Raw genomic sequence first — 21,729 nt, 5'->3', positions numbered from 1 at the left:
AAATTTACGCTAGCTCACTAATGATTTATTACATTTATTTGATAAATAGCAAAGTTAGTTTGAGTTAAGAATGACCAAATGACGCTCACCTTCCAACTCCGGCACCTGCAACCGCACAACCGATTCAAGAGTTATTCCTTCGGGAAGTGTCGCTAATTCATCATCGGGTCTTACCCCTTTAAGCGCATAAAAACGCCCTTCAGGTTTGGCTGGCAGATGGTGGCACCACGACAGCATATCTTGTAGTGATGCAAATGCACGGCTTATTACGCCATCAAATGGCGGTTTTGCGGCAAAGTCCTCAACCCGGCTTTGTACCGGCTCAATATTGCTTAACCCTAATTCGTGCTGTACCTGACGCAAGAAGCGCACGCGCTTTCCTAGGCTATCTAGCAACGTAAAATGGGCATCAGGGCGCACAATGGCTAGTGGGATACCAGGAAGCCCTGGACCAGTACCAACATCAATAAATCGGCGACCTTGCAAGTGAGTGTTGACCACAATACTGTCCAAAATATGCCGCACCAGCATTTGCTGTGGGTCACGGACAGAGGTCAAGTTATAAGCTTTGTTCCACTTATGTAGCAGTTCCACATAGGCGATCAGTTGTAATTTTTGCTGCTCAGGTAACTCAATGTCTGCTGCGTTGAGCAGAGAATTTAATTTTTTTAACACAACGATTTCCTCTGACCAAAAATGTTTAGTCAGCAGTTAAGGGCCAATATGAGGAATAATAATCTAGCTTAGCAGTAGTTTGAATCGTTAGTTGTGGTCTGAAAATCGAGCATAATCCAGCTATGCTGTTTATTTCTTCGCAGCATAGCTAAATCTGATTGTTATGCACTACGGCGCAATAACCCCTGTTTTTTCAGCCAAACTAACAAAATGGAGATAGCCGCCGGGGTAATCCCTGAAATACGTGAAGCTTGCCCAATCGAGTTAGGTTTATGATCATTCAGCTTAGCGATTACTTCATTCGATAAACCAGACACTTGGCGGTAATCAAGATCCACAGGCAATAGCGTGTTCTCATTGCGGAGCTGTTTTTCAATTTCTTCCTGCTGACGGGCAATATAACCTTCATATTTGACCTGAATTTCGACTTGATCCGCAGCTTGGGGATCTGTTAGCGCTGGGCCAAAAGAGGGTAAAGTCGTCAACAAGCGGTAATCAATTTCAGGTCGGCGCAGTAACTCTTCACCATTGGCTTCTTTTGACAAGGGCGCTTTCAGCAATGCATTGATCTCTGATACGTTCTCAGAGTGAGGGTGTACCCAAATATCACGCAAACGCTGGCGTTCTTTCTCGATTTGCTCAATTTTTTTGCTGAAATGTGCCCAGCGAGCATCATCAACCAGCCCTAATTTACGCCCCATCTCAGTCAGACGTAAATCGGCGTTATCTTCACGTAGCATCAAACGGTACTCTGCCCGTGAGGTAAACATACGGTAGGGTTCTTTCGTTCCCAAGGTGCTTAAATCGTCCACCAGCACGCCAAGGTAAGCTTCATCGCGACGAGGTGACCATCCATCTTCATCGTTAGCGAAACGGCCCGCATTAAGCCCCGCAAGCAGCCCTTGAGCCGCTGCTTCTTCATAGCCTGTCGTGCCATTGATTTGCCCAGCAAAGAACAGACCATGGATATATTTACTTTCCAGCGTCGGTTTCAAATCACGTGGATCGAAGAAATCATACTCGATGGCATAGCCAGGTCGAATAATGCGTGCATTTTCCAGCCCTTTCATCGAACGAACGATTTGCATCTGAACATCGAACGGCAAACTGGTCGAAATACCGTTAGGGTAAATCTCGTTACTGGTTAAGCCTTCTGGCTCAAGGAAGATCTGATGTGAATTACGATCGGCAAAACGCATCACTTTGTCTTCGATCGATGGGCAGTAACGTGGTCCGATCCCTTCAATGATCCCGGCATACATTGGGCTACGATCCAGATTGTTGCGGATCACTTCATGTGTTTTTTCATTGGTGTAGGTGATGTGACACGCCATCTGCTCAGGATGCTGCTCTGCATTGCCGAGGAAAGAAAATACGGGAATGGGTGTATCGCCCAACTGAGGGACTAACTGACTAAAATCGATTGTTCGCGCATCAAGGCGTGGTGGTGTACCAGTCTTCAACCGATTGACACGTAACGGTAATTCTCGTAGACGCTGTGACAATGAAATTGACGGTGGATCACCAGCTCGACCACCGCTGTAGTTTTCCAGCCCAATATGAATTTTTCCGTCGAGGAAAGTACCGACCGTCAGAACCACCGCTTTAGCACGGAATTTCAGGCCCATTTTAGTGACTGCACCCACAACGCGATCATTTTCAACGATCAGATCTTCTACTGGTTGCTGGAAGATCATCAAGTTAGGCTGATTTTCTAGTGCGGTACGAACGGCTTGCCGATACAGAACGCGGTCAGCTTGAGCACGGGTGGCTCTTACTGCTGGACCTTTACTGGCGTTTAGTATCCTAAACTGAATCCCGGCGAGGTCGGTTGCTTTCGCCATCAGGCCGCCCAGAGCATCGATCTCTTTGACCAAATGTCCCTTACCGATACCGCCAATCGCTGGGTTACAAGACATCTGTCCCAGTGTGTCGATGTTGTGCGTCAGCAATAAGGTCTGACGTCCCATGCGTGCCGCTGCCATTGCAGCTTCCGTGCCGGCATGGCCACCACCAATGATGATGACGTCAAATTGATCTGGATAAAACATGGTACTGCACCTCGCCGTTATGCGAATTTCTGTGTTTGCCCTGGGGTGGGGGATTCTACTCAAGTTTAGACGATCGACCAAGCAGCTTAGGATCGCCCTTAATTAAAAGAAGATCTTTTTATTTAAAGATCTCTTTATTAGATCTCTTATTAGGATCATGATCCTCTGTGGATAAGTGATTATTCACATGAAAGATCATAAGATTAAGGAGGATCGATTGCTGTGAATGATCGGTGATCCTATTGCGTATAAGCTGGGATCTAAATGGCATGTTATGCACAGGCACTTTGAGACCATAAGGTTGTTATGTGGATATGTACTGGTTTTACCCTGCTTTTAAGCCTAGTTATACACATTCGTTCGCGTGATCTTTAAGCAAATTAGAGTAAATTAATCCAATTTTTAACCCAAACCTCTGCTGGATCCTCAGGAATTTCATGTTGAATGACATCGATTTCTAAAATATCACCCAATCTTTTTGCTCCCTGAACGATCAACTGCTGATCTAATCGTCTTACAGCACCACAGAAAGTGTCATATTCTGAACTGCCCAAACCAACAGCGCCAAAACGCACTTGAGAGAGATCCGGCTTCTGCTCTTCGATTTGTTCTAATAAGGGTTGAAGGTTGTCTGGAAGATCACCTGCCCCATGGGTTGATGTGACTATTAACCACATACCGTCAAGCGCGAGTTCGTCTAATTCAGGACCATGAAGTGTTTCAGTGGTGAAACCTGCTTCTTCTAATTTCTCAGCTAAATGTTCAGCAACGTATTCAGCACTGCCGAGCGTACTGCCACTGATCAAGGTAATGTCAGCCATAAAGAACCCAACCGAAGTAATGAGTCGGTATTGTACGCTGTGAATCAGCTGGGATCTACCTGTGGATAATGTGGGTATAGTTATTTAAGGTTTAAGGCACGATGGTGCGCATGATGGGGTTTTGCAGGGAGATTAGCGTCTCAGTGGATTGGATCTCATCGATAGTCTGGATCTTGTTGATAAGTACTTGTTGGAGCGCATCTATCGATTTACACATCACCTTAATAAAGATGCTGTAATGGCCCGTCGTGTAATACGCCTCGACAACTTCTTCTAAACTTTCCAATTTTTTCAGTGCTGACGGATAGTCCTTCGCGCTTTTCAGGATGATGCCGATAAAGCAGCACACGTCATAACCCAACTGTTTTGGATTTACGTGAACGCAAGCCGCTGTGATGATTCCTGCCTGACGCATTTTCTCCACCCGTACATGAATAGTGCCTGGACTGACGCCAAAATTTTTCGCCAATTCAGCGTAAGGTGTGCGCGCATTTTCCATTAATGCGTTTAGGATGCCGCGATCGAGATTATCGATTTGATAAATTTCACCCATATTAGCCCCCTTTTTTTATCGATTATTTAATTATACCGCCATAAAAATGAATGATTAAAAGTGAAAAGGCAATATTTGTTATTGGATATTGAATTTAACACTCATTCTGTTGCTTAATCGATGTCAAGCCAAACGGCATAATCCAATTAGCATAATAAACAATAACGAATTGAGAAGACGGCAATGAAAAAACAATTTATCCAAAAACAACAACAAATCAGCTTTGTAAAATCCTTCTTTTCCCGTCAGTTGGAACAGCAACTGGGTCTGATTGAAGTGCAGGCTCCGATTTTGAGCCGTGTGGGCGATGGCACCCAAGATAACCTTTCTGGTTCAGAAAAAGCGGTTCAGGTAAAAGTAAAAAGCTTGCCAGATGCCACTTTTGAAGTTGTGCATTCATTGGCTAAATGGAAACGTAAAACTTTAGGTCGCTTTGATTTTGGTGCTGACCAAGGTATCTACACCCATATGAAAGCATTACGCCCCGATGAAGATCGCTTGAGTGCTATTCACTCGGTGTATGTCGATCAATGGGATTGGGAGCGGGTCATGGGTGACGGCGAACGTAACCTGGCTTACCTGAAGTCCACTGTTAACAAAATTTATGCGGCGATAAAAGAGACAGAAGCGGCGGTCAGTGCTGAATTCGGTATCAAGCCTTTCTTGCCAGAACAAATTCACTTTGTGCATAGCGAAACTCTGCGTTCTCGCTTCCCTGATTTGGATGCGAAAGGTCGCGAACGGGCGATTGCCAAAGAGTTAGGTGCCGTATTCCTGATCGGTATCGGCGGCAAATTGGCTGATGGTCAATCTCATGATGTGCGTGCACCGGATTATGATGACTGGACGTCACCGAGCGCGGAAGGTTTTGCTGGGCTGAATGGTGACATTATTGTCTGGAACCCGGTTCTGGAAGATGCTTTTGAAATTTCATCCATGGGGATTCGTGTCGATGCTGAAGCATTGAAACGCCAGTTGGCTTTAACTGCGGATGAAGATCGCCTGAAACTGGAATGGCATCAATCCCTGCTGAATGGCGAAATGCCGCAAACTATCGGTGGTGGTATCGGCCAATCTCGTTTAGTGATGCTACTGCTGCAACAGCAACATATTGGTCAGGTTCAATGTGGCGTGTGGGGGCCGGAGGTTAGCGAGAAAGTGGCTGGCTTGCTCTAATACTCTTCATACTTGACGTTGCAGGGCTGTTAGCTGCAACGCCAATTATTTTGGGTATACCTCTATTTTCGAACCCGCTATTGCTGCATAAGCCATCGCGGGTTTTTAACGTCAGCTCGTTTTTACTCTATGCTGTAGGTGGCATAATGAGATGCCACTTAATAAGACTACATGCAAGGTCGCTAACGTTATGACTTTAATTCATCCCATTAAACACTATATGCATGCCCGCCCAAGATTATTGTTCTCCGTCAGTGCGGGGGTTGTTACTTATTTCCTATTGCCAACGCACTACTCACTATTACTACGCTTGATGGTGAGTTGGAATGTCTCTGCATGGCTCTATTTACTCTTTTTATGGCTGCAACTTTTACGGACTAATCCAGCGAAAATCAGCAAGATAGCTAAGGTTCAGGATGAAAGTGCCAGTATGGTGCTGAGTATTGTTAGCATGGCGTGCCTGGCCAGTATTTTGGTAATTTTATTTGAATTGAGCACGGCCAATCAGCTATCGGGTTCAGCCAAGGCATTCCATTTAATACTGACAGGGATGACGCTATTGGTGTCATGGCTATTATTACCTACTGCTTTTACCATGCATTATGCTCACTTATTTTATCTGCCTCGGGATAAGTCAGAAACTATTCTTCCTTTACTGTTCCCCAAAGAGATCACCACGCCTTCCTATTGGGATTTTCTTTATTTCTCATTCACCATTGGCGTAGCTTCGCAAACGGCCGATGTTGCCACCGGCACGTCAGATATCCGTCGCGTCGTATTATTGCAGTCTGTCTTATCCTTCGTTTTTAATATGACGATCTTGGGATTGTCGATTAACGTGGGGGCTGGCCTGCTGAATTAGCGTTTCCAGCGGCGCATTAAGCGGCTTTTTAAGCCGGTATCAAAACGCCAGATATAATCAAAAATGCGCATGATGCCGGGCTTGCCATAGGCTGACATTGCCACTGCATGGAAGCGGTGCTGGTGGGCTTGCTGTTGAATTTTTATCTTTCGGATCAACTCATCAGGCAGGCGTTGGGCAATAAAATCTGAAATGATCACCGCATCAGCGTCATACCACTCTCTCTCCTCCATTTTACTGAGGGTACTGGCTAAGCAAGCGGCCAGATCAGTGCCGCCACTAAAGTGTTGGCTGAGAAAACGTATTGCCTGTTCGATGCCACTGGCTGCCGATAACTCATAGTGAATGATTTCGGTAGCAAATAGCATGATGTAGCAGCGACGATTATCCGCCAGTGCAATACGCAGCAGTGCCAGACAAAATGCTTTGGCGCACTGCTCGTTAAATCCCCCCATCGAGCCTGAGGTATCAACGCAAATAATAAAAGGGCCACGCGGTTGTTCGTCGTGACTTTTAAGGCTGACGGGCCGTTGTAAGGTTTTTTCCTGCCAGTTATCCCCCTGCAAGCGGTAGGTAAGCAAGCGCCGCTCCAGCAAACGGCGATAAAACTCAAACTCCAATTCACTCATCCCCAACATGACCAGCTCAGTAGGGAGCAATCGTAAAATATCATTGCTCTGATGAATGCCACTGACCTCTTCTGGCACAGTATCGGGCTGGCGCACCATCACCGTGTAAGGCTCGTAGCGGGCATCCGGTGTGGGTTGCGCTTTAGCTGAGCGGCTGCGCCCCAATTGCTCGGCTAATTGCTGCAATTCTGGCTGTTGCTGTAGAAAATCGCCGTATTGCAGCAACAATTGATAATCACCGCGCTGTAAATGGCTATGACTCATATCCCAAAGCCGCCCTGCGGCACCGTCATTGGTCGCCAATATGGGTTCCAATGCGCCACTGAGCGCCAATCGCTGCTGTAATTCAGCCAGCAGTTGCTCCCGCTCTTGCTCCAGTAATTGGTGGTGAATGGTGATGGTCTGTAGGGTCAGGCTGACGCGCCAGCGCTGTAAAAAGAGGGCTTGTAGACTATCGCCAGTTTGCGGGTTTCTTGTTAAATCAGCAGCTTGCAGCAGCGTGTTCGCTTGTGCCGCAAAGGGCGAATGCATCTGTTGCAGCTGTGCCACAATATCCGGCAAGTGCGCATAGAAGTGCGGGCTGCTCTCCAATTGGCTCTGCTGGTATAAAGCAAACTCACTCGCCAGACTTTGGGGGACTTTTGCCTCACGGATGCGCTGCTGCAAGCTTTGCTTCCAGCCGGGGATATCCTTCATCAACGCCCGTTTTATGCGCGGGAATTTTTCAAAGAATAGCGCCAGTTGGGGTGATGCGAGCAATCCCACCACCATCTCCTCAATCAGTTCACCTTCACTGATTGATAGCAGCAGATCCAGTGTGGCCAGACTGAGCATCGATCAGTGTCCGCGCATTTTTTGTTGTTGCTGCTTCAGTTGCTCCGCAACCTGCAACAGGCTAGCTTCTATTTTTGCCAGCCAAGCGGAGGGGGTGAACAGGCAGGGCTGGTGCTGACTGAATAACCGCCGTTGCTCGGTTAGGCTATTTTCCAGTTCCGTTAACGCCACCAGCAACTCTGGCGGCACACTGGCTATCGCCACACCGGGTTGCGACAGGATTGATGGCTGGCGACTGATATCTAGTACCGTGATATGTAACTGCTCATCAATTTCTGCATCAATAGATTGGGCATAGCCGACCCCATTTAACTTCGCGCGCAGTACGCCCCCTTTATTTAGCCACTGGACAAGAGCCTCTTTCTCTATTTGCAGATGATTGACCTGAATGTCATGCAAGTTAAGGGGCTTTTGCAGCAAAAGTGTCAGGGTGCTATCGGTTAACAAGTCTGGCAGCCCATATTGTGGTTTGCGACTGAACATACCGCTTTGCTTGGTCACGGTGAGCGCTTGATGGTCACTTTGTTGTTGCTGGTGCTGCAACCATTGGCCCTGAATATGCTGTAGCTTCATTAATAGGCTTTGCTGCTGATATCCCTGCTCAGTTAACAATTGCTCAAGCTGTTGTTGTAGTAACTTCAGGGAGCTGAGGTCATGCCACAGGCACTCTTTCAGTAAAATTAAATCAATGGGGGTCACTTCACTTCGGCCACTGAAAAAGGCGCTGGCTTGCAGTAGACGCAGCGCCTTTTTCCACCGTCGGTCAGAGACATAGGGCGCTTGCTCTTGCGCACTGAGCCGTTGACGTAACTGAAAAATAAGTTCAAAACAGGCGTCTGGTAAGGCGATTTTGTCGATCAGCGGTTGCCACTGATAAAATTCGTCATCACTGATGCTGAGATTTTCGGCCACCGGATTAAGGTTTTCATCTTGGCGATTGAGCAGCAATGAACGAAAGTTTTGCTTCTCTTGCACGCGATCCAACCAAAGGCGGATCAGCATGCGGTCATAAAGGGCTTCCAGACTGCTATCTGCATCCGGTAGCTCGTTGGAGGCGGTGACCAGTAACCGCATCGGGATACTCTCCTCCCGATCACCATTACGAAAACGCCGCTCATTAATGGCCGTCAGCAAGGTATTGAGGATAGCGGGGCCGGCTTTCCAGATCTCATCAAGAAAAACGATTTCAGCTTCTGGCAGATAACCCGCCGTCATGCGCTGGTAGCGCCCCTCTTCTTTCAACGCCTGAATGGAGAGCGGGCCAAACACCTCTTCTGGCGTGGAAAAACGGGTCATCAGGTATTCAAATGCTCTGGCATTACGGAAGGCAAATTTCAGGCGGCGAGCAATCAAGCTTTTGGCAATACCCGGTGGGCCGAGCAGGAAGACACTCTCACCACTGAGTGCTGCCAACAAACACAAGCGGATAGCCTCCTGTCTCTCATACAGACCACTTTCAAGGGCACTGCTCAAGCGGGAGATTCTTTCTGCTAATTGTGATGATTGCGCCATAATTGTTCTACATGTTCCGTTAGTTGATTGATTTTTACCTGATAAAGGGAAATAAATCCTCTTTTTCTTTAATGATATAGATCGTTGATTAGTAGAATTTTTATCTCATCATTGATTTGCGGCGAATCCATTTTAGCTATTGTAGTCATCTTATTTAAGAGTAGGCAATCCATTGAAATCGTGCATACTGTGCGCCTTTTGGTGGGCGTCAAGGGACACAGAACCGACTATTGCGGTTCTTAAACGCACACATCAGGTTATGGATGTTCTAGCAAAAAGAAATCAATTATGAGCACAGAACATAAACAGTCTTTATCGGCGGTAACCCTGGCAGCAATAGGGGTGGTTTACGGTGATATTGGTACCAGCCCGCTCTATACCTTGAGAGAGTGCTTTTCTGGTCATTATGGTTTTGATGTCCGCCCGGATGTAGTGTTTGGCTTTTTATCGCTGATTTTCTGGATGCTCATCCTGATCGTCTCGGTTAAATATCTGACCTATGTCATGCGTGCAGATAACGCCGGTGAAGGGGGCATTTTAACTTTAATGTCTTTGGCCGGGCGTAATACCTCATCTCGCGCCACCTCAATACTGGTGATTCTTGGGCTGATTGGCGGCAGCTTCTTTTATGGCGAGGTGGTCATTACCCCTGCAATCTCGGTCATGTCAGCCATCGAAGGGTTGGAAATTGCCGCGCCTGCGCTCGATCCCTATATCGTCCCCTGCTCTATTGCGGTGCTAACTCTGCTGTTTGTGATTCAAAAACACGGCACTGGTAGTGTCGGCAAACTATTCGCCCCAGTGATGCTGGTATGGTTTCTGACGATCGCCCTGCTGGGGCTACGCAGTATTATTGCGAATCCCGAAGTCCTGTCTGCGCTGAATCCCAAATGGGCGATAGGCTTCTTTACTGAATATAAAGCGGTGTCGTTTTATGCCCTCGGCGCGGTGGTGCTGGCCATCACTGGCGTGGAAGCGCTGTATGCTGATATGGGGCATTTTGGTAAATTCCCTATCCGATTGGCATGGTTTACCGTGGTTCTGCCCTCATTGGTGCTGAACTATTTTGGGCAAGGCGCATTACTGCTGAAAAACCCGGAAGCCATCAAAAACCCCTTCTTCCTGTTAGCCCCTGACTGGGCCTTGATCCCACTATTAATACTGGCGACACTGGCGACAGTGATTGCCTCACAAGCGGTGATATCGGGTGTGTTCTCGCTGACTCGGCAGGCGGTGCGGTTAGGCTACTTGCCACCGATGCGCATTATCCATACCTCCGAAATGGAGTCGGGTCAGATCTATATCCCGGTCATCAACTGGACACTCTATCTGGCGGTGGTTCTGGTGATTGTCGGCTTCGAGCGCTCCAGTAATCTGGCGGCCGCTTACGGCATCGCGGTAACTGGAACCATGGTAATAACCAGTATTTTGTTCTGCACTGTCGCGCTGAAAAACTGGCACTGGAATCGCGTTTTTGTCGGCTGCCTGCTGGTGGTTTTACTGATTATCGATGTGCCGATGTTTTCAGCCAACGCCTTGAAATTGTTCTCCGGCGGTTGGTTGCCGCTCTCTCTGGGTCTCGTGATGTTTATCATTATGACCACTTGGAAAAGCGAGCGTTTTGGTTTGCTGCGCCGTATGCATGAACACGGCAATTCACTGGAAGCGATGATTGCGTCATTGGAGAAATCACCTCCGGTGCGAGTGACGGGGACGGCGGTGTATATGTCGCGGGCAATGAATGTGATTCCGTTCGCGTTGTTGCATAACCTCAAGCATAACAAAGTGCTACATGAACGCGTGGTGCTGCTGACATTACGAACTGAGGATGCCCCTTACGTACACAATGTGAAGCGGGTCACCATTGAGCAGCTCTCGCCGACTTTCTGGCGGGTGGTGGCAAGTTATGGTTGGCGCGAAACGCCAAATGTAGAGGAGATCTTCCACCGCTGTGGCTTAGAAGGCTTGCCGTGCCAGATGATGGAAACGTCGTTCTTTATGTCCCATGAGTCGCTCATTCTGACGCGACGACCATGGTATCTGTTCCTGCGCGGCAAGCTATTTATTGCCCTCAGCCGTAATGCGCTGCGCGCCGCAGATCAATTCGAGATCCCCCCTAACCGGGTGATTGAGCTAGGAACACAAGTCGAGATTTAACCTGAAAGGCCGCTAATCATAGTGGCCTTTTTCACTTCTATTATTCCCACTTTTCACATGTTCAGCGAAACGTTTCGATGGCGATCACAATTTCATCAAATTGAGTTTGCCTTCTGCGGCTATTTTTCTAAACTCAGTATCAGCGAAACGTTTCGCTGTTGGAGTCGAAAATGAAAAAAGGCGCATTACTGAATTCTGATATTTCCGCTGTTATCTCTCGCCTGGGTCATACCGATCAGGTTGTGATAGGTGATGCGGGGCTGCCCATACCGGCAACCACCACACGTATCGATCTGGCACTGACACGAGGCGTCCCTGGTTTCCTCCAGGTTCTTGAGGTGGTGACGCAAGAAATGCAGGTTGAGAGTGCGTACCTTGCGGAGGAGATCGTTAAAAATAATCCGCAACTCCATGAAGCGTTACTCGCCCAGTTAACACAACTTGAGCAACATCAGGGAAACCAAATTGTTTTGCGCTATATCAGCCACGAGGCTTTTAAAGAACAAACCAAACAAAGCCGGGCAGTGATTCGTAGCGGGGAGTGTTCCCCCTTTGCTAACATCATTCTCTGCTCCGGCGTAACCTTCTGAGGCATTTATGCAACCTTTGCTGCAACTGAAAGGGATTGATAAAGCCTTTCCCGGCGTCAAAGCACTCTCCGGTGCGGCGCTCAGTGTCTATCCTGGCAGGGTGATGGCACTGGTCGGCGAAAATGGGGCCGGAAAATCGACCATGATGAAAGTGCTGACTGGCATCTACAGTAAAGATGCCGGCAGTCAGCATTTTATGGGTCAAGAAGTGGTGTTTAATGGCCCAAAAGCCTCGCAGGAAGCGGGCATTGGCATTATCCATCAGGAACTTAACCTGATCCCGCAGTTAACCATCGCCGAAAATATCTTTTTAGGGCGCGAGTTTGTTAATCGCTTTGGCGGCATCGATTGGAAAAAGATGTATGCCGAAGCGGATTTACTGCTAGCGCGTCTTAATATTCATTACAGCAGCCACCGGCTGGTGGGTGAACTTTCTATTGGTGATCAGCAGATGGTGGAGATCGCCAAAGTGCTGAGCTTTGAATCTAAAGTCATCATTATGGATGAGCCAACCGATGCCTTGACCGACACTGAAACCGCCTCTTTATTTAATGTCATTAATGAGTTGAAAGCGGAAGGTCGCGGCATTGTTTATATCTCCCATCGGCTAAAAGAGATTTTTGAGATTTGCGACGACGTCACTGTGTTCCGTGACGGGCAATTTATCGCGGAAAAACCGGTTAACGAGCTGACTGAAAACTCTCTGATTGAGATGATGGTGGGTCGCAAGTTAGAAGAGCAATACCCGCGCCTGAATTTACCCCGTGGCGAAAAGCGCTTACAGGTCAAACAGCTATGTGGCCCCGGCGTGAAAAATGTCAGTTTCACCCTCTACAGCGGCGAGATCCTTGGTGTGGCGGGGTTGATGGGCGCAGGCCGCACTGAGCTGATGAAAATCATCTATGGTGCGCTGCCGCGTCAGTCTGGCTTCATTATGCTGGATGGCCGTGAAGTGGTGACCCATTCACCGCAAGATGGTTTGGCAAACGGCATCGTCTATATTTCCGAAGACCGCAAGCGGGATGGTTTGGTGCTGGGAATGTCCGTGAAAGAGAATATGTCTTTGACGGCATTGCGTTATTTCAGCCGTGCGGGCGGTTCGCTTAAGCACGCGGATGAACAACTGGCAGTCGCGGATTTTATTCGCTTATTTAATATCAAAACCCCTTCGATGGAACAGCCGATTGGTTTGTTATCCGGCGGTAACCAGCAAAAAGTGGCAATTGCACGCGGTTTGATGACCCGCCCCAAAGTACTGATCCTCGATGAGCCGACTCGTGGGGTGGACGTCGGGGCTAAAAAAGAGATCTACCAGTTAATCAACCAATTCAAGCAAGAAGGGCTGAGCATCATTCTGGTCTCCTCAGAAATGCCGGAAGTGCTCGGCATGAGTGACCGTATTCTCGTGATGCATGAAGGCCAGCTAAGCGGCGAGTTCTCGATTGAACAGGCGACCCAAGAAGTGTTGATGGCAGCCGCCGTCGGCAAGCAATCTTTTGATAAGCAAAAGCTTAGTGAGCAGGAGTAATCAGATATGAGTTCCCAGACGATCCAGACAAAACGCTGGTTCAGCAAAGAATGGTTATTAGAACAAAAATCACTGATTGCGCTGCTGGTGCTGATTGCTGTGGTTTCGTCGCTAAGTCCAAACTTTTTCACCCTGAATAACCTGTTTAACATTCTTCAGCAAACTTCCGTCAACGCCATTATGGCGGTGGGGATGACACTGGTTATCCTGACTTCCGGCATTGATTTGTCGGTGGGGTCATTACTGGCGTTGACTGGTGCGGTGGCGGCCTCGATTGTGGGTTTAGAAGTGAATGCTATGGTCGCCGTCGCGGCGGCACTGGCATTGGGGGCGTTTATTGGCGGGATTACCGGGGTGATTGTCGCCAAAGGTAAAGTGCAGGCGTTTATCGCCACACTGGTCATGATGCTGTTGCTGCGCGGCGTCACCATGGTTTACACCAATGGTAGCCCGGTCAATACCGGTTTTACGGAGGTGGCCGACACCTTTGGCTGGTTCGGCATAGGTCGTCCCTTTGGTATTCCGACCCCTATCTGGTTGATGGCGATTGTCTTTATTGCGGCTTGGTACATGTTGCACCACACCCGCTTGGGCCGCTATATCTACGCCTTAGGCGGTAATGAGTCAGCCACACGGCTCTCTGGTATTAGCGTCGATAAAGTTAAAATTATTGTTTATTCGCTGTGTGGATTGTTAGCGGCACTGGCAGGGATTATCGAAGTGGCGCGCTTGTCGTCAGCACAACCGACAGCGGGTACAGGCTATGAACTGGATGCGATAGCAGCCGTGGTTCTAGGCGGTACCAGTCTGGCTGGGGGGAAAGGGCGGATTGTCGGCACTCTAATCGGCGCACTTATCCTCGGCTTCTTAAATAACGGTTTGAATTTATTGGGTGTCTCCTCTTACTACCAAATGATCGTGAAAGCAGTGGTTATCTTGCTTGCGGTATTGGTAGATAACAAAAGCAGCAAATAACCTCTCTCCCTACAGGAATTGTGACCATGAAAATGAAGAAACTGGCTACCTTGATCTCTGTTGTTGCATTGAGCGCGACTGTGAGTGCAAACGCACTGGCAAAAGATACCATCGCCTTGGTGGTTTCCACCCTGAATAACCCGTTCTTTGTTTCAATGAAAGACGGCGCACAAAAAGAAGCCGATAAACTGGGCTACAACCTAGTGGTGTTGGATTCGCAAAACAACCCGGCGAAAGAGCTGGCAAACGTGCAGGACTTAACGGTTCGTGGCACGAAATTGCTGCTGATTAACCCAACTGACTCTGATGCCGTGGGTAATGCCGTGAAAATGGCTAATCAGGCAAACATTCCGGTCATCACCCTTGACCGTCTGGCTAACGCCGGCACTGTAGTGAGTCACGTGGCATCGGATAACCGTTTCGGCGGCAAAATGGCCGGTGACTTTATTGCCAAGAAATTGGGTAGCGATGCCAAAGTCATTCAGTTGGAAGGGATCGCAGGAGCCTCTGCGGCGCGTGAACGTGGCGAAGGTTTTAAACAGTCGATGGAAAAAAATAAGTTCCAACTGCTGGCTAGCCAACCTGCTGACTTTGACCGCACCAAGGGCTTGAACGTCATGCAGAACTTGCTGACCGCCCATCCAACAGTGCAGGCCGTGTTTGCTCAGAACGACGAAATGGCACTGGGCGCACTGCGCGCTTTGCAAACTGCGGGTAAAACAGATGTGCTAGTGGTCGGTTTTGATGGCACCGACGATGGTATCAAAGCGGTTGAGAGCGGCAAATTGGGTGCAACCATTGCTCAACGCCCTGACCAGATTGGTGTCATTGGCATTCAAACTGCGGATAAAGTGTTGAAAGGCGAAAAAGTGCCGGCGGTTATCCCAGTAGACTTGAAATTAGTCACCAAACAATAAAAGAAGAAAAGCAGGGCATTACGCCACCGTCGCGATAATCTGGGCGGTGGCGTCATCTACAAAGGAATAAATACGATGGAAACAGGTAAGCTGGTGGTCCTCGGCAGCATCAATGCCGACCATATTCTGAACATTGAGCAGTTTCCGCGTCCGGGTGAAACGGTGATCGGGAAGCAGTATAACGTTGCTTTCGGTGGCAAAGGCGCTAATCAGGCTGTTGCCGCTGGCCGTAGTGGGGCGAATATCGCGTTTATTGCCTGTGTGGGTGAAGATGATATTGGTGAACGGGTGCGTCGGCAATTAGCCAGCGATCATATTGATACCGCGCCTATTGAGGCGGTTGCGGGAACCACCACCGGTGTGGCGCTAATTTTCGTCAACGGTGAAGGCGAAAACGTCATTGGCATCAATGCTGGGGCTAACTCGGCGGTGACGCCTGACTATCTTCACCGCTATCAGCAGCAGGTGATGGATGCCGATGCACTGCTCATGCAGCTAGAATCTCCGCTCGATACCGTGATGGCCGCCGCTAAACTGGCAAAACAGCATCAGACTCAGGTTATTCTCAACCCCGCCCCCGCTCGTGAACTGCCTGATGAGTTGTTAGCGCTGGTGGATATGATTACCCCGAATGAAACCGAAGCTGAGCGTTTAACGGGCATTCATATTGAGCATGATGATGATGCGGCGAAAGCAGCACAAATTCTGCATGATAAAGGCATCGCTACTGTGATCATCACCTTGGGCAGCCGTGGTGTCTGGCTCAGCGAACAGGGCAAAGGTCAATTGGTCGCGGGGTTCAAAGTTGATGCGGTGGATACTATTGCTGCGGGTGATACGTTCAATGGTGCATTACTGACTGCGCTATTGGAAGGTAAGTCGATGGGCTTAGCCGTGCGCTTTGCTCATGCCGCTGCCGCGATTGCCGTCACTCGGCCAGGCGCACAACCCTCCATTCCTTGGCGAACCGAGATCGATAGCTTCTTACAAGGTCAGGTATAACTTTGGCCACCATGAAAGATGTCGCCCGTTTAGCGGGCGTATCAACCTCCACTGTCTCGCATGTTATTAATAAAAATCGCTTTGTCAGCGATCCTATCCGCGACAAAGTGCTGTCTGCTATCAAGCAACTCAACTACGCCCCTTCTGCACTGGCCCGCAGCTTAAAACTGAAACAAACCCGCACCATAGGTATGTTGGTTACTGCCAGTAGCAACCCATTTTATGCCGAAGTTGTCCGAGGCGTGGAGCGCAGTTGTTATGAGCGCGGTTATAGTTTGATTCTGTGCAATACCGAAGGCGATATTGATCGCATGAGTCGTAGCATTGAAACCCTGATGCAGAAACGCGTCGATGGATTACTGCTGATGTGCACCGAAAGCCACCGTCCCTCCCAAGATATTCTGCGTTGTTACCCTTCATTGCCAATCATTATGATGGACTGGGCGCCGTTTGAAGGGGTGAATGACGTGATTCAGGATAACTCGCTATTTGGCGGAGAAATGGCAACCTCATATTTGATTGCCAGAGGATATACCCGAATCGCTTGCATTGCGGGTCCGCAGGACAAAACGCCGGCCAAAGAACGTTTGGAAGGATACCGTCAGGCTATGAACCGCGCGGGGTTACCCGTGCTTGCCGGTTATGAAGTCGCCAGTGATTTTGAATTTGGTGGCGGGTTAGTGGCGATGAAGCAGTTACTTGCCCTACCGGAGCCACCCGATGCCGTTTTCACCAGCAATGATGCTATGGCGGTAGGGGTTTATCAGGCGTTGCATCAGGCTGGATTATCGATCCCGCAAGATATGGCGGTCATTGGTTATGATGATATTGAAATTGCACAATATATGACGCCACCACTGACGACCATCCATCAACCAAAAGATGACCTTGGCGAACTGGCGATTGATACACTGATTCATCGGTTGAATAACCCGGAAGCGGAACCGCAAGTGCTGATTCTCACTCCCGAGCTTATTGAGCGTGGGTCGGTCGCTATCCGTTAAACTTCACTCTTTGCAGGGCGCGAAATCTTTTTCACATTGCGGCCCTGAATTAAATTGTCGCCATCTTTGGGTTTGAGTAATAGGAACACCACAGATGAAAGCAGTGTCACCACGCCCATGGTAATAAAGGTGTAGTGGAAGTGATCGACATTACCCCCAAACGACAACCCATCATAAAACCGCAATACCACCGCGCTGATAGCCACACCAAAGCTGATCGCCAACTGCTGGGTGACCGCCAAAACACTGTTACCCGAGCTGGCGTTGTTATCGGTCAAGTCCGCCAGTGTGATGGTATTCATTGCGGTGAACTGAGTGGACATCGCCATACCCAAAACAAAGAGTGGCAAGATCATCAGCCAAGGCGACATTCCCGGCGATTGCAGTGCAAACAGGGCGATCAGCACGCCAATAATGGCGGTAATGCCCACTAATACGGTGCGATACCCCAGCGAACGTAATACCTGTGTCACGGCAGATTTCGCCATCATCGAACCAATGGCAGTCGGTGCCATCATGCAACCGGCAATAATGGCGGAGTAACCAAATCCAACCTGTAACATCAATGGCATTAAGAAGGGCACACAACCAGTGCCTAACCGTGAGGCCACATTACCTGCAATCCCGACGGAGAATGTGCGGGTTTTGAACAGCGGTAAACCAATTAATGGATTTGGGTGGCCTTTCGCGTGGAATATATAGAAGAGCAGCATCAATAAGCCACCGACCAGTGTCGCGGCGGGCAGGTAATCAGCAATATCTGGCCGCCCCATGATTTCCAAACTCACGGATATCAACACTAAGCTGCTACCGAATAGCAGGAAGCCGATAAAATCAAAGGCGCGTTTGGGCATGGTGAAGTCGGGCATGTATTTGCGTGCGTAGACAATGCCCAATATGCCAATAGGGATATTAAGGATAAAAATCCAGTGCCAAGTGGCGTAGGTGACCAATAGTCCACCTAACAGCGGCCCCATGACGGGGCCGATTAATCCGGGAATAGTGACAAAATTTAATACCGGTAATAATTCACTGCGTGGATAAGCCCGAATGAGTGCCAGTCTGGCGACGGGCATCATCATCGCCCCACCGACGCCTTGAATCACGCGGGAGGCCACCAGAAATGGCAGTGAACCAGAAAGTGCGCATAGTAGTGAACCTAGAGTAAAGAGTGAAACCGCCAAAATGAACACTCGGCGGGTGCCAAAGCGGTCAGCCAGCCAGCCACTCACCGGGATCAGCATAGCGACGGTCAGGGTATAGCTGATAATCGCGGATTGCATGGTCAGCGGTGACCGATGAAGACTTTCGGCGATTGATGGCAGGGCCGTATTCAGTATGGTGGCATCCAAAGCCTGCATAAAGAAAGCCATGGCGGCTATCCAAGGAAGACCCGCCATGCTGCGCGCAGATTTTATCATTGTCCGTCCTGATTAAATTGAGTGGGCGTGAGTACCCTTTATCTTTATATAGATATAAATAACATCTCGCCGCTACTCTTTCCCCTTTAATAACACCTGACAGGCCAATAAAGCGCCTTGGCTATCACCCGTCAGAATCGCATCGACAATATCCTGATGGTATTGCAGCTTAATCACTTCATCGCCGGTAATAGCGCGAAAATAGTTGTGATAAACCGAACTGAACAAATTGGCGAAAGAGGTTAAAAATGGATTGCCGCTGGCCTCATAGATTAACTGATGAAATTGGGCATCCACCTGAATCCATCGTTCGCGATTAAACTGCTCATGCAGCGCGCGCATCTCTGCAATTAATGAGGCTAACAACGCCCGCTGCTCATCATTGGCATTCACCGCCGCCAGTGAACAGGCTTGAGGCTCGAGTGATGTCCTTAATATAAGGAAGTGCTGCATCACCTGATCAAAATTCTCTTTGGTCATCCACCACGTCAGTAGCTCTTGATCAAGGTAGTTCCAATTTGTTTGCGGCATGACTCGGGTGCCAATGCGTGGGCGCGGCAATAACATCCCTTTTGCTGCGAGCATTTTCACCGCTTCACGAACGGCAGTACGGCTAACACCAAATTGCTCACCCAACTCTATCTCACCAGGCAGTATGCTACCGGCTACATATTCACCTGCGAGAATGCGCTGGCCAATTTTTTCGGCTAATAGATATGAAAGATTGCGCTGGGCGGCCTGTTGTTGGGTATTTAGTTGCATGGTGATTTGTCCTATCTGTCTTCTTATATTTCTATTTTACTCTACAGATTCACTCTAAGACTGAATGTTTAGCGTAATAATTGTTTAAAAACTCACCTGTTACCCCCTATTTGCTGAAAAAAAACGCGGTTGAAAAGTTTTTTCAAATTAGGGGTTGCAGCCTGTCAGGAACTCCCTATAATGCGCCTCCACTGACCGGGAACAACGAAACACACTTCGCCGGGTCAGGAAGAGAAAAGAAGGCGTTTGAGTTCGAAAGAAACCAAATAAAACCTTGACTCTTCAGCGGGAAAGCGTATTATCTGCCTCCCGCATTACCGTAAGATTCGCCGCAAGGCAAACGGGTAACGAACGCTCTTTAACAATTTATCAGACAATCTGTGTGGGCACTCGCAAGACGATATCGAAGCCTGTTTCGGCAGGCAGAAGCAATATCAAAGTCTTGAAGAGTGACCAAAGCAGTACACATTTGAACTTCGGTTCGAATGCATATTTGCAGAAAGTAATCTTTGAGCATCGCTACTTTCATTAGTAGCAAATCAAACAAATCTTAAATTGAAGAGTTTGATCATGGCTCAGATTGAACGCTGGCGGCAGGCCTAACACATGCAAGTCGAGCGGCAGCGGAAAGTAGCTTGCTACTTTGCCGGCGAGCGGCGGACGGGTGAGTAATGTCTGGGAAACTGCCTGATGGAGGGGGATAACTACTGGAAACGGTAGCTAATACCGCATGACCTCGCAAGAGCAAAGTGGGGGACCTTCGGGCCTCACGCCATCGGATGTGCCCAGATGGGATTAGCTAGTAGGTGAGGTAATGGCTCACCTAGGCGACGATCCCTAGCTGGTCTGAGAGGATGACCAGCCACACTGGAACTGAGACACGGTCCAGACTCCTACGGGAGGCAGCAGTGGGGAATATTGCACAATGGGCGCAAGCCTGATGCAGCCATGCCGCGTGTGTGAAGAAGGCCTTCGGGTTGTAAAGCACTTTCAGCGAGGAGGAAGGCAGTCGTGTTAATAGCACGGTTGATTGACGTTACTCGCAGAAGAAGCACCGGCTAACTCCGTGCCAGCAGCCGCGGTAATACGGAGGGTGCAAGCGTTAATCGGAATTACTGGGCGTAAAGCGCACGCAGGCGGTTTGTTAAGTCAGATGTGAAATCCCCGCGCTTAACGTGGGAACTGCATTTGAAACTGGCAAGCTAGAGTCTTGTAGAGGGGGGTAGAATTCCAGGTGTAGCGGTGAAATGCGTAGAGATCTGGAGGAATACCGGTGGCGAAGGCGGCCCCCTGGACAAAGACTGACGCTCAGGTGCGAAAGCGTGGGGAGCAAACAGGATTAGATACCCTGGTAGTCCACGCTGTAAACGATGTCGACTTGGAGGTTGTGCCCTTGAGGCGTGGCTTCCGGAGCTAACGCGTTAAGTCGACCGCCTGGGGAGTACGGCCGCAAGGTTAAAACTCAAATGAATTGACGGGGGCCCGCACAAGCGGTGGAGCATGTGGTTTAATTCGATGCAACGCGAAGAACCTTACCTACTCTTGACATCCACAGAACTTAGCAGAGATGCTTCGGTGCCTTCGGGAACTGTGAGACAGGTGCTGCATGGCTGTCGTCAGCTCGTGTTGTGAAATGTTGGGTTAAGTCCCGCAACGAGCGCAACCCTTATCCTTTGTTGCCAGCACGTAATGGTGGGAACTCAAGGGAGACTGCCGGTGACAAACCGGAGGAAGGTGGGGATGACGTCAAGTCATCATGGCCCTTACGAGTAGGGCTACACACGTGCTACAATGGCAGATACAAAGTGAAGCGAACTCGCGAGAGCCAGCGGACCACATAAAGTCTGTCGTAGTCCGGATTGGAGTCTGCAACTCGACTCCATGAAGTCGGAATCGCTAGTAATCGTAGATCAGAATGCTACGGTGAATACGTTCCCGGGCCTTGTACACACCGCCCGTCACACCATGGGAGTGGGTTGCAAAAGAAGTAGGTAGCTTAACCTTCGGGAGGGCGCTTACCACTTTGTGATTCATGACTGGGGTGAAGTCGTAACAAGGTAACCGTAGGGGAACCTGCGGTTGGATCACCTCCTTACCTAACGATACGCATTGCGTAGTGTCCACACAGATTGTCTGATGAATGTAATGAGCAAGAGCACCTGTTGATGAGGGTGATGATTGTGCTGTAGAACCTCGGCATCGAGTATTTACTGCATCAGTCGTTCGAATGTGTCACCACATTCTCACCTTTACACAAAAA

Annotated in this window: 17 protein-coding genes and 1 rRNA gene; 10 read left to right on the top strand and 8 right to left on the bottom strand. The window is 49.0% G+C overall.

The genetic code is table 11. The annotated features are described in order from the left end of the window. Positions 1-54 precede the first annotated feature (54 nt). From rsmG to asnC, 4 genes are all read right to left on the bottom strand, one after another. Positions 55-675 (bottom strand): 16S rRNA (guanine(527)-N(7))-methyltransferase RsmG, encoded by a 621-nt coding sequence (gene rsmG, locus HRD69_RS05415; RefSeq protein WP_004875724.1) that lies wholly within the window; start codon positions 673-675, stop codon positions 55-57. Between the two features lie 161 nt (positions 676-836). After that, a complete protein-coding gene (gene mnmG / locus HRD69_RS05410; RefSeq protein ID WP_004875725.1) occupies positions 837-2,726 on the bottom strand; it encodes a tRNA uridine-5-carboxymethylaminomethyl(34) synthesis enzyme MnmG in 1,890 nt (629 codons plus the stop codon). Positions 2,727-3,106: 380 nt separating this feature from the next. Beyond that, positions 3,107-3,547, bottom strand: a complete 441-nt coding sequence (gene mioC, locus HRD69_RS05405; protein ID WP_004875726.1) for an FMN-binding protein MioC — start codon at positions 3,545-3,547, stop codon at positions 3,107-3,109. Between the two features lie 91 nt (positions 3,548-3,638). Continuing rightward, positions 3,639-4,100: a transcriptional regulator AsnC gene (gene asnC, locus HRD69_RS05400; RefSeq protein WP_004393055.1), complete on the bottom strand. Its 462-nt coding sequence runs from the start codon at positions 4,098-4,100 to the stop codon at positions 3,639-3,641. Positions 4,101-4,283: 183 nt separating this feature from the next. Between asnC and asnA the strand changes: the two genes are divergently transcribed. Together asnA and HRD69_RS05390 are read left to right on the top strand one after the other, a co-directional pair. Next, positions 4,284-5,276 (top strand): aspartate--ammonia ligase, encoded by a 993-nt coding sequence (gene asnA, locus HRD69_RS05395; RefSeq protein ID WP_004875727.1) that lies wholly within the window; start codon positions 4,284-4,286, stop codon positions 5,274-5,276. Between the two features lie 190 nt (positions 5,277-5,466). Continuing rightward, positions 5,467-6,138 (top strand): DUF1345 domain-containing protein, encoded by a 672-nt coding sequence (locus tag HRD69_RS05390; RefSeq protein ID WP_032814818.1) that lies wholly within the window; start codon positions 5,467-5,469, stop codon positions 6,136-6,138. Here HRD69_RS05390 and viaA read toward each other — a convergent pair. Both viaA and ravA read right to left on the bottom strand, forming a co-directional pair. Continuing rightward, positions 6,135-7,601, bottom strand: coding sequence for an ATPase RavA stimulator ViaA (viaA, locus tag HRD69_RS05385; RefSeq protein ID WP_004875728.1), 1,467 nt, complete (start codon positions 7,599-7,601; stop codon positions 6,135-6,137). The two genes, HRD69_RS05390 and viaA, sit on opposite strands and share 4 nt — an antisense overlap. A 3-nt stretch (positions 7,602-7,604) precedes the next feature. Continuing rightward, entirely contained in the window at positions 7,605-9,113 is a 1,509-nt protein-coding gene (gene ravA / locus HRD69_RS05380) for an ATPase RavA (protein WP_004875729.1), read from the bottom strand. 288 nt (positions 9,114-9,401) lie between these two features. Here ravA and kup point away from each other — a divergent pair, with 288 nt between their 5' ends. The 7 genes from kup to rbsR all read left to right on the top strand — a co-directional run bounded on the left by kup (position 9,402) and on the right by rbsR (position 17,286). Continuing rightward, positions 9,402-11,270, top strand: a complete 1,869-nt coding sequence (gene kup, locus HRD69_RS05375; RefSeq protein ID WP_004875730.1) for a low affinity potassium transporter Kup — start codon at positions 9,402-9,404, stop codon at positions 11,268-11,270. Between the two features lie 170 nt (positions 11,271-11,440). After that, positions 11,441-11,860, top strand: coding sequence for a D-ribose pyranase (gene rbsD / locus HRD69_RS05370; RefSeq protein WP_004875731.1), 420 nt, complete (start codon positions 11,441-11,443; stop codon positions 11,858-11,860). Positions 11,861-11,867: 7 nt separating this feature from the next. Next, on the top strand, positions 11,868-13,388 hold the full coding sequence (gene rbsA / locus HRD69_RS05365) for a ribose ABC transporter ATP-binding protein RbsA (protein ID WP_004875732.1): 1,521 nt from the start codon (positions 11,868-11,870) through the stop codon (positions 13,386-13,388). Between the two features lie 6 nt (positions 13,389-13,394). Further along, positions 13,395-14,363 carry a ribose ABC transporter permease gene (gene rbsC, locus HRD69_RS05360; RefSeq protein ID WP_004875733.1) on the top strand — a complete coding sequence of 323 codons (969 nt, stop codon included), beginning with the start codon at positions 13,395-13,397 and terminating at the stop codon, positions 14,361-14,363. A 26-nt stretch (positions 14,364-14,389) separates the two neighbouring features. Continuing rightward, positions 14,390-15,280 carry a ribose ABC transporter substrate-binding protein RbsB gene (rbsB, locus tag HRD69_RS05355; protein ID WP_032814819.1) on the top strand — a complete coding sequence of 297 codons (891 nt, stop codon included), beginning with the start codon at positions 14,390-14,392 and terminating at the stop codon, positions 15,278-15,280. A gap of 75 nt (positions 15,281-15,355) precedes the next feature. Next, positions 15,356-16,282 (top strand): ribokinase, encoded by a 927-nt coding sequence (gene rbsK / locus HRD69_RS05350; RefSeq protein ID WP_004875735.1) that lies wholly within the window; start codon positions 15,356-15,358, stop codon positions 16,280-16,282. 2 nt (positions 16,283-16,284) lie between these two features. After that, the gene (gene rbsR / locus HRD69_RS05345; RefSeq protein ID WP_032814820.1) at positions 16,285-17,286 is read left to right on the top strand and encodes a ribose operon transcriptional repressor RbsR; all 1,002 of its coding nucleotides are present in this window, start codon (positions 16,285-16,287) and stop codon (positions 17,284-17,286) included. Here the strand turns inward: rbsR and mdtD are convergent. Together mdtD and HRD69_RS05335 are read right to left on the bottom strand one after the other, a co-directional pair. After that, complete coding sequence (mdtD, locus tag HRD69_RS05340; RefSeq protein WP_004875736.1) at positions 17,283-18,707, bottom strand: multidrug transporter subunit MdtD; 1,425 nt, start codon at positions 18,705-18,707, stop codon at positions 17,283-17,285. The genes rbsR and mdtD overlap by 4 nt on opposite strands. Positions 18,708-18,779: 72 nt before the next feature. Next, positions 18,780-19,469, bottom strand: a complete 690-nt coding sequence (locus HRD69_RS05335) for a FadR/GntR family transcriptional regulator (RefSeq protein WP_004875737.1) — start codon at positions 19,467-19,469, stop codon at positions 18,780-18,782. 552 nt (positions 19,470-20,021) lie between these two features. Here HRD69_RS05335 and HRD69_RS05330 point away from each other — a divergent pair. Further along, positions 20,022-21,564: ribosomal RNA gene (locus HRD69_RS05330) — 16S ribosomal RNA — on the top strand. Positions 21,565-21,729: the final 165 nt, after the last annotated feature.

Source organism: Yersinia mollaretii ATCC 43969 (genome assembly GCF_013282725.1).
Lineage (GTDB): Bacteria > Pseudomonadota > Gammaproteobacteria > Enterobacterales > Enterobacteriaceae > Yersinia > Yersinia mollaretii.
This window is presented reverse-complemented; position numbering and strand designations above follow the sequence as displayed.

Coding starts and splice junctions, on each gene's coding strand:
- mnmG (WP_004875725.1), bottom strand. CDS start 2,726: ATGTTTTATCCAGATCAATTTGACGTCATCATCATTGGTGGTGGCCAT.
- mioC (WP_004875726.1), bottom strand. CDS start 3,547: ATGGCTGACATTACCTTGATCAGTGGCAGTACGCTCGGCAGTGCTGAA.
- asnC (WP_004393055.1), bottom strand. CDS start 4,100: ATGGGTGAAATTTATCAAATCGATAATCTCGATCGCGGCATCCTAAAC.
- asnA (WP_004875727.1), top strand. CDS start 4,284: ATGAAAAAACAATTTATCCAAAAACAACAACAAATCAGCTTTGTAAAA.
- HRD69_RS05390 (WP_032814818.1), top strand. CDS start 5,467: ATGACTTTAATTCATCCCATTAAACACTATATGCATGCCCGCCCAAGA.
- viaA (WP_004875728.1), bottom strand. CDS start 7,601: ATGCTCAGTCTGGCCACACTGGATCTGCTGCTATCAATCAGTGAAGGT.
- ravA (WP_004875729.1), bottom strand. CDS start 9,113: ATGGCGCAATCATCACAATTAGCAGAAAGAATCTCCCGCTTGAGCAGT.
- kup (WP_004875730.1), top strand. CDS start 9,402: ATGAGCACAGAACATAAACAGTCTTTATCGGCGGTAACCCTGGCAGCA.
- rbsD (WP_004875731.1), top strand. CDS start 11,441: ATGAAAAAAGGCGCATTACTGAATTCTGATATTTCCGCTGTTATCTCT.
- rbsA (WP_004875732.1), top strand. CDS start 11,868: ATGCAACCTTTGCTGCAACTGAAAGGGATTGATAAAGCCTTTCCCGGC.
- rbsC (WP_004875733.1), top strand. CDS start 13,395: ATGAGTTCCCAGACGATCCAGACAAAACGCTGGTTCAGCAAAGAATGG.
- rbsB (WP_032814819.1), top strand. CDS start 14,390: ATGAAAATGAAGAAACTGGCTACCTTGATCTCTGTTGTTGCATTGAGC.
- rbsK (WP_004875735.1), top strand. CDS start 15,356: ATGGAAACAGGTAAGCTGGTGGTCCTCGGCAGCATCAATGCCGACCAT.
- mdtD (WP_004875736.1), bottom strand. CDS start 18,707: ATGATAAAATCTGCGCGCAGCATGGCGGGTCTTCCTTGGATAGCCGCC.
- HRD69_RS05335 (WP_004875737.1), bottom strand. CDS start 19,469: ATGCAACTAAATACCCAACAACAGGCCGCCCAGCGCAATCTTTCATAT.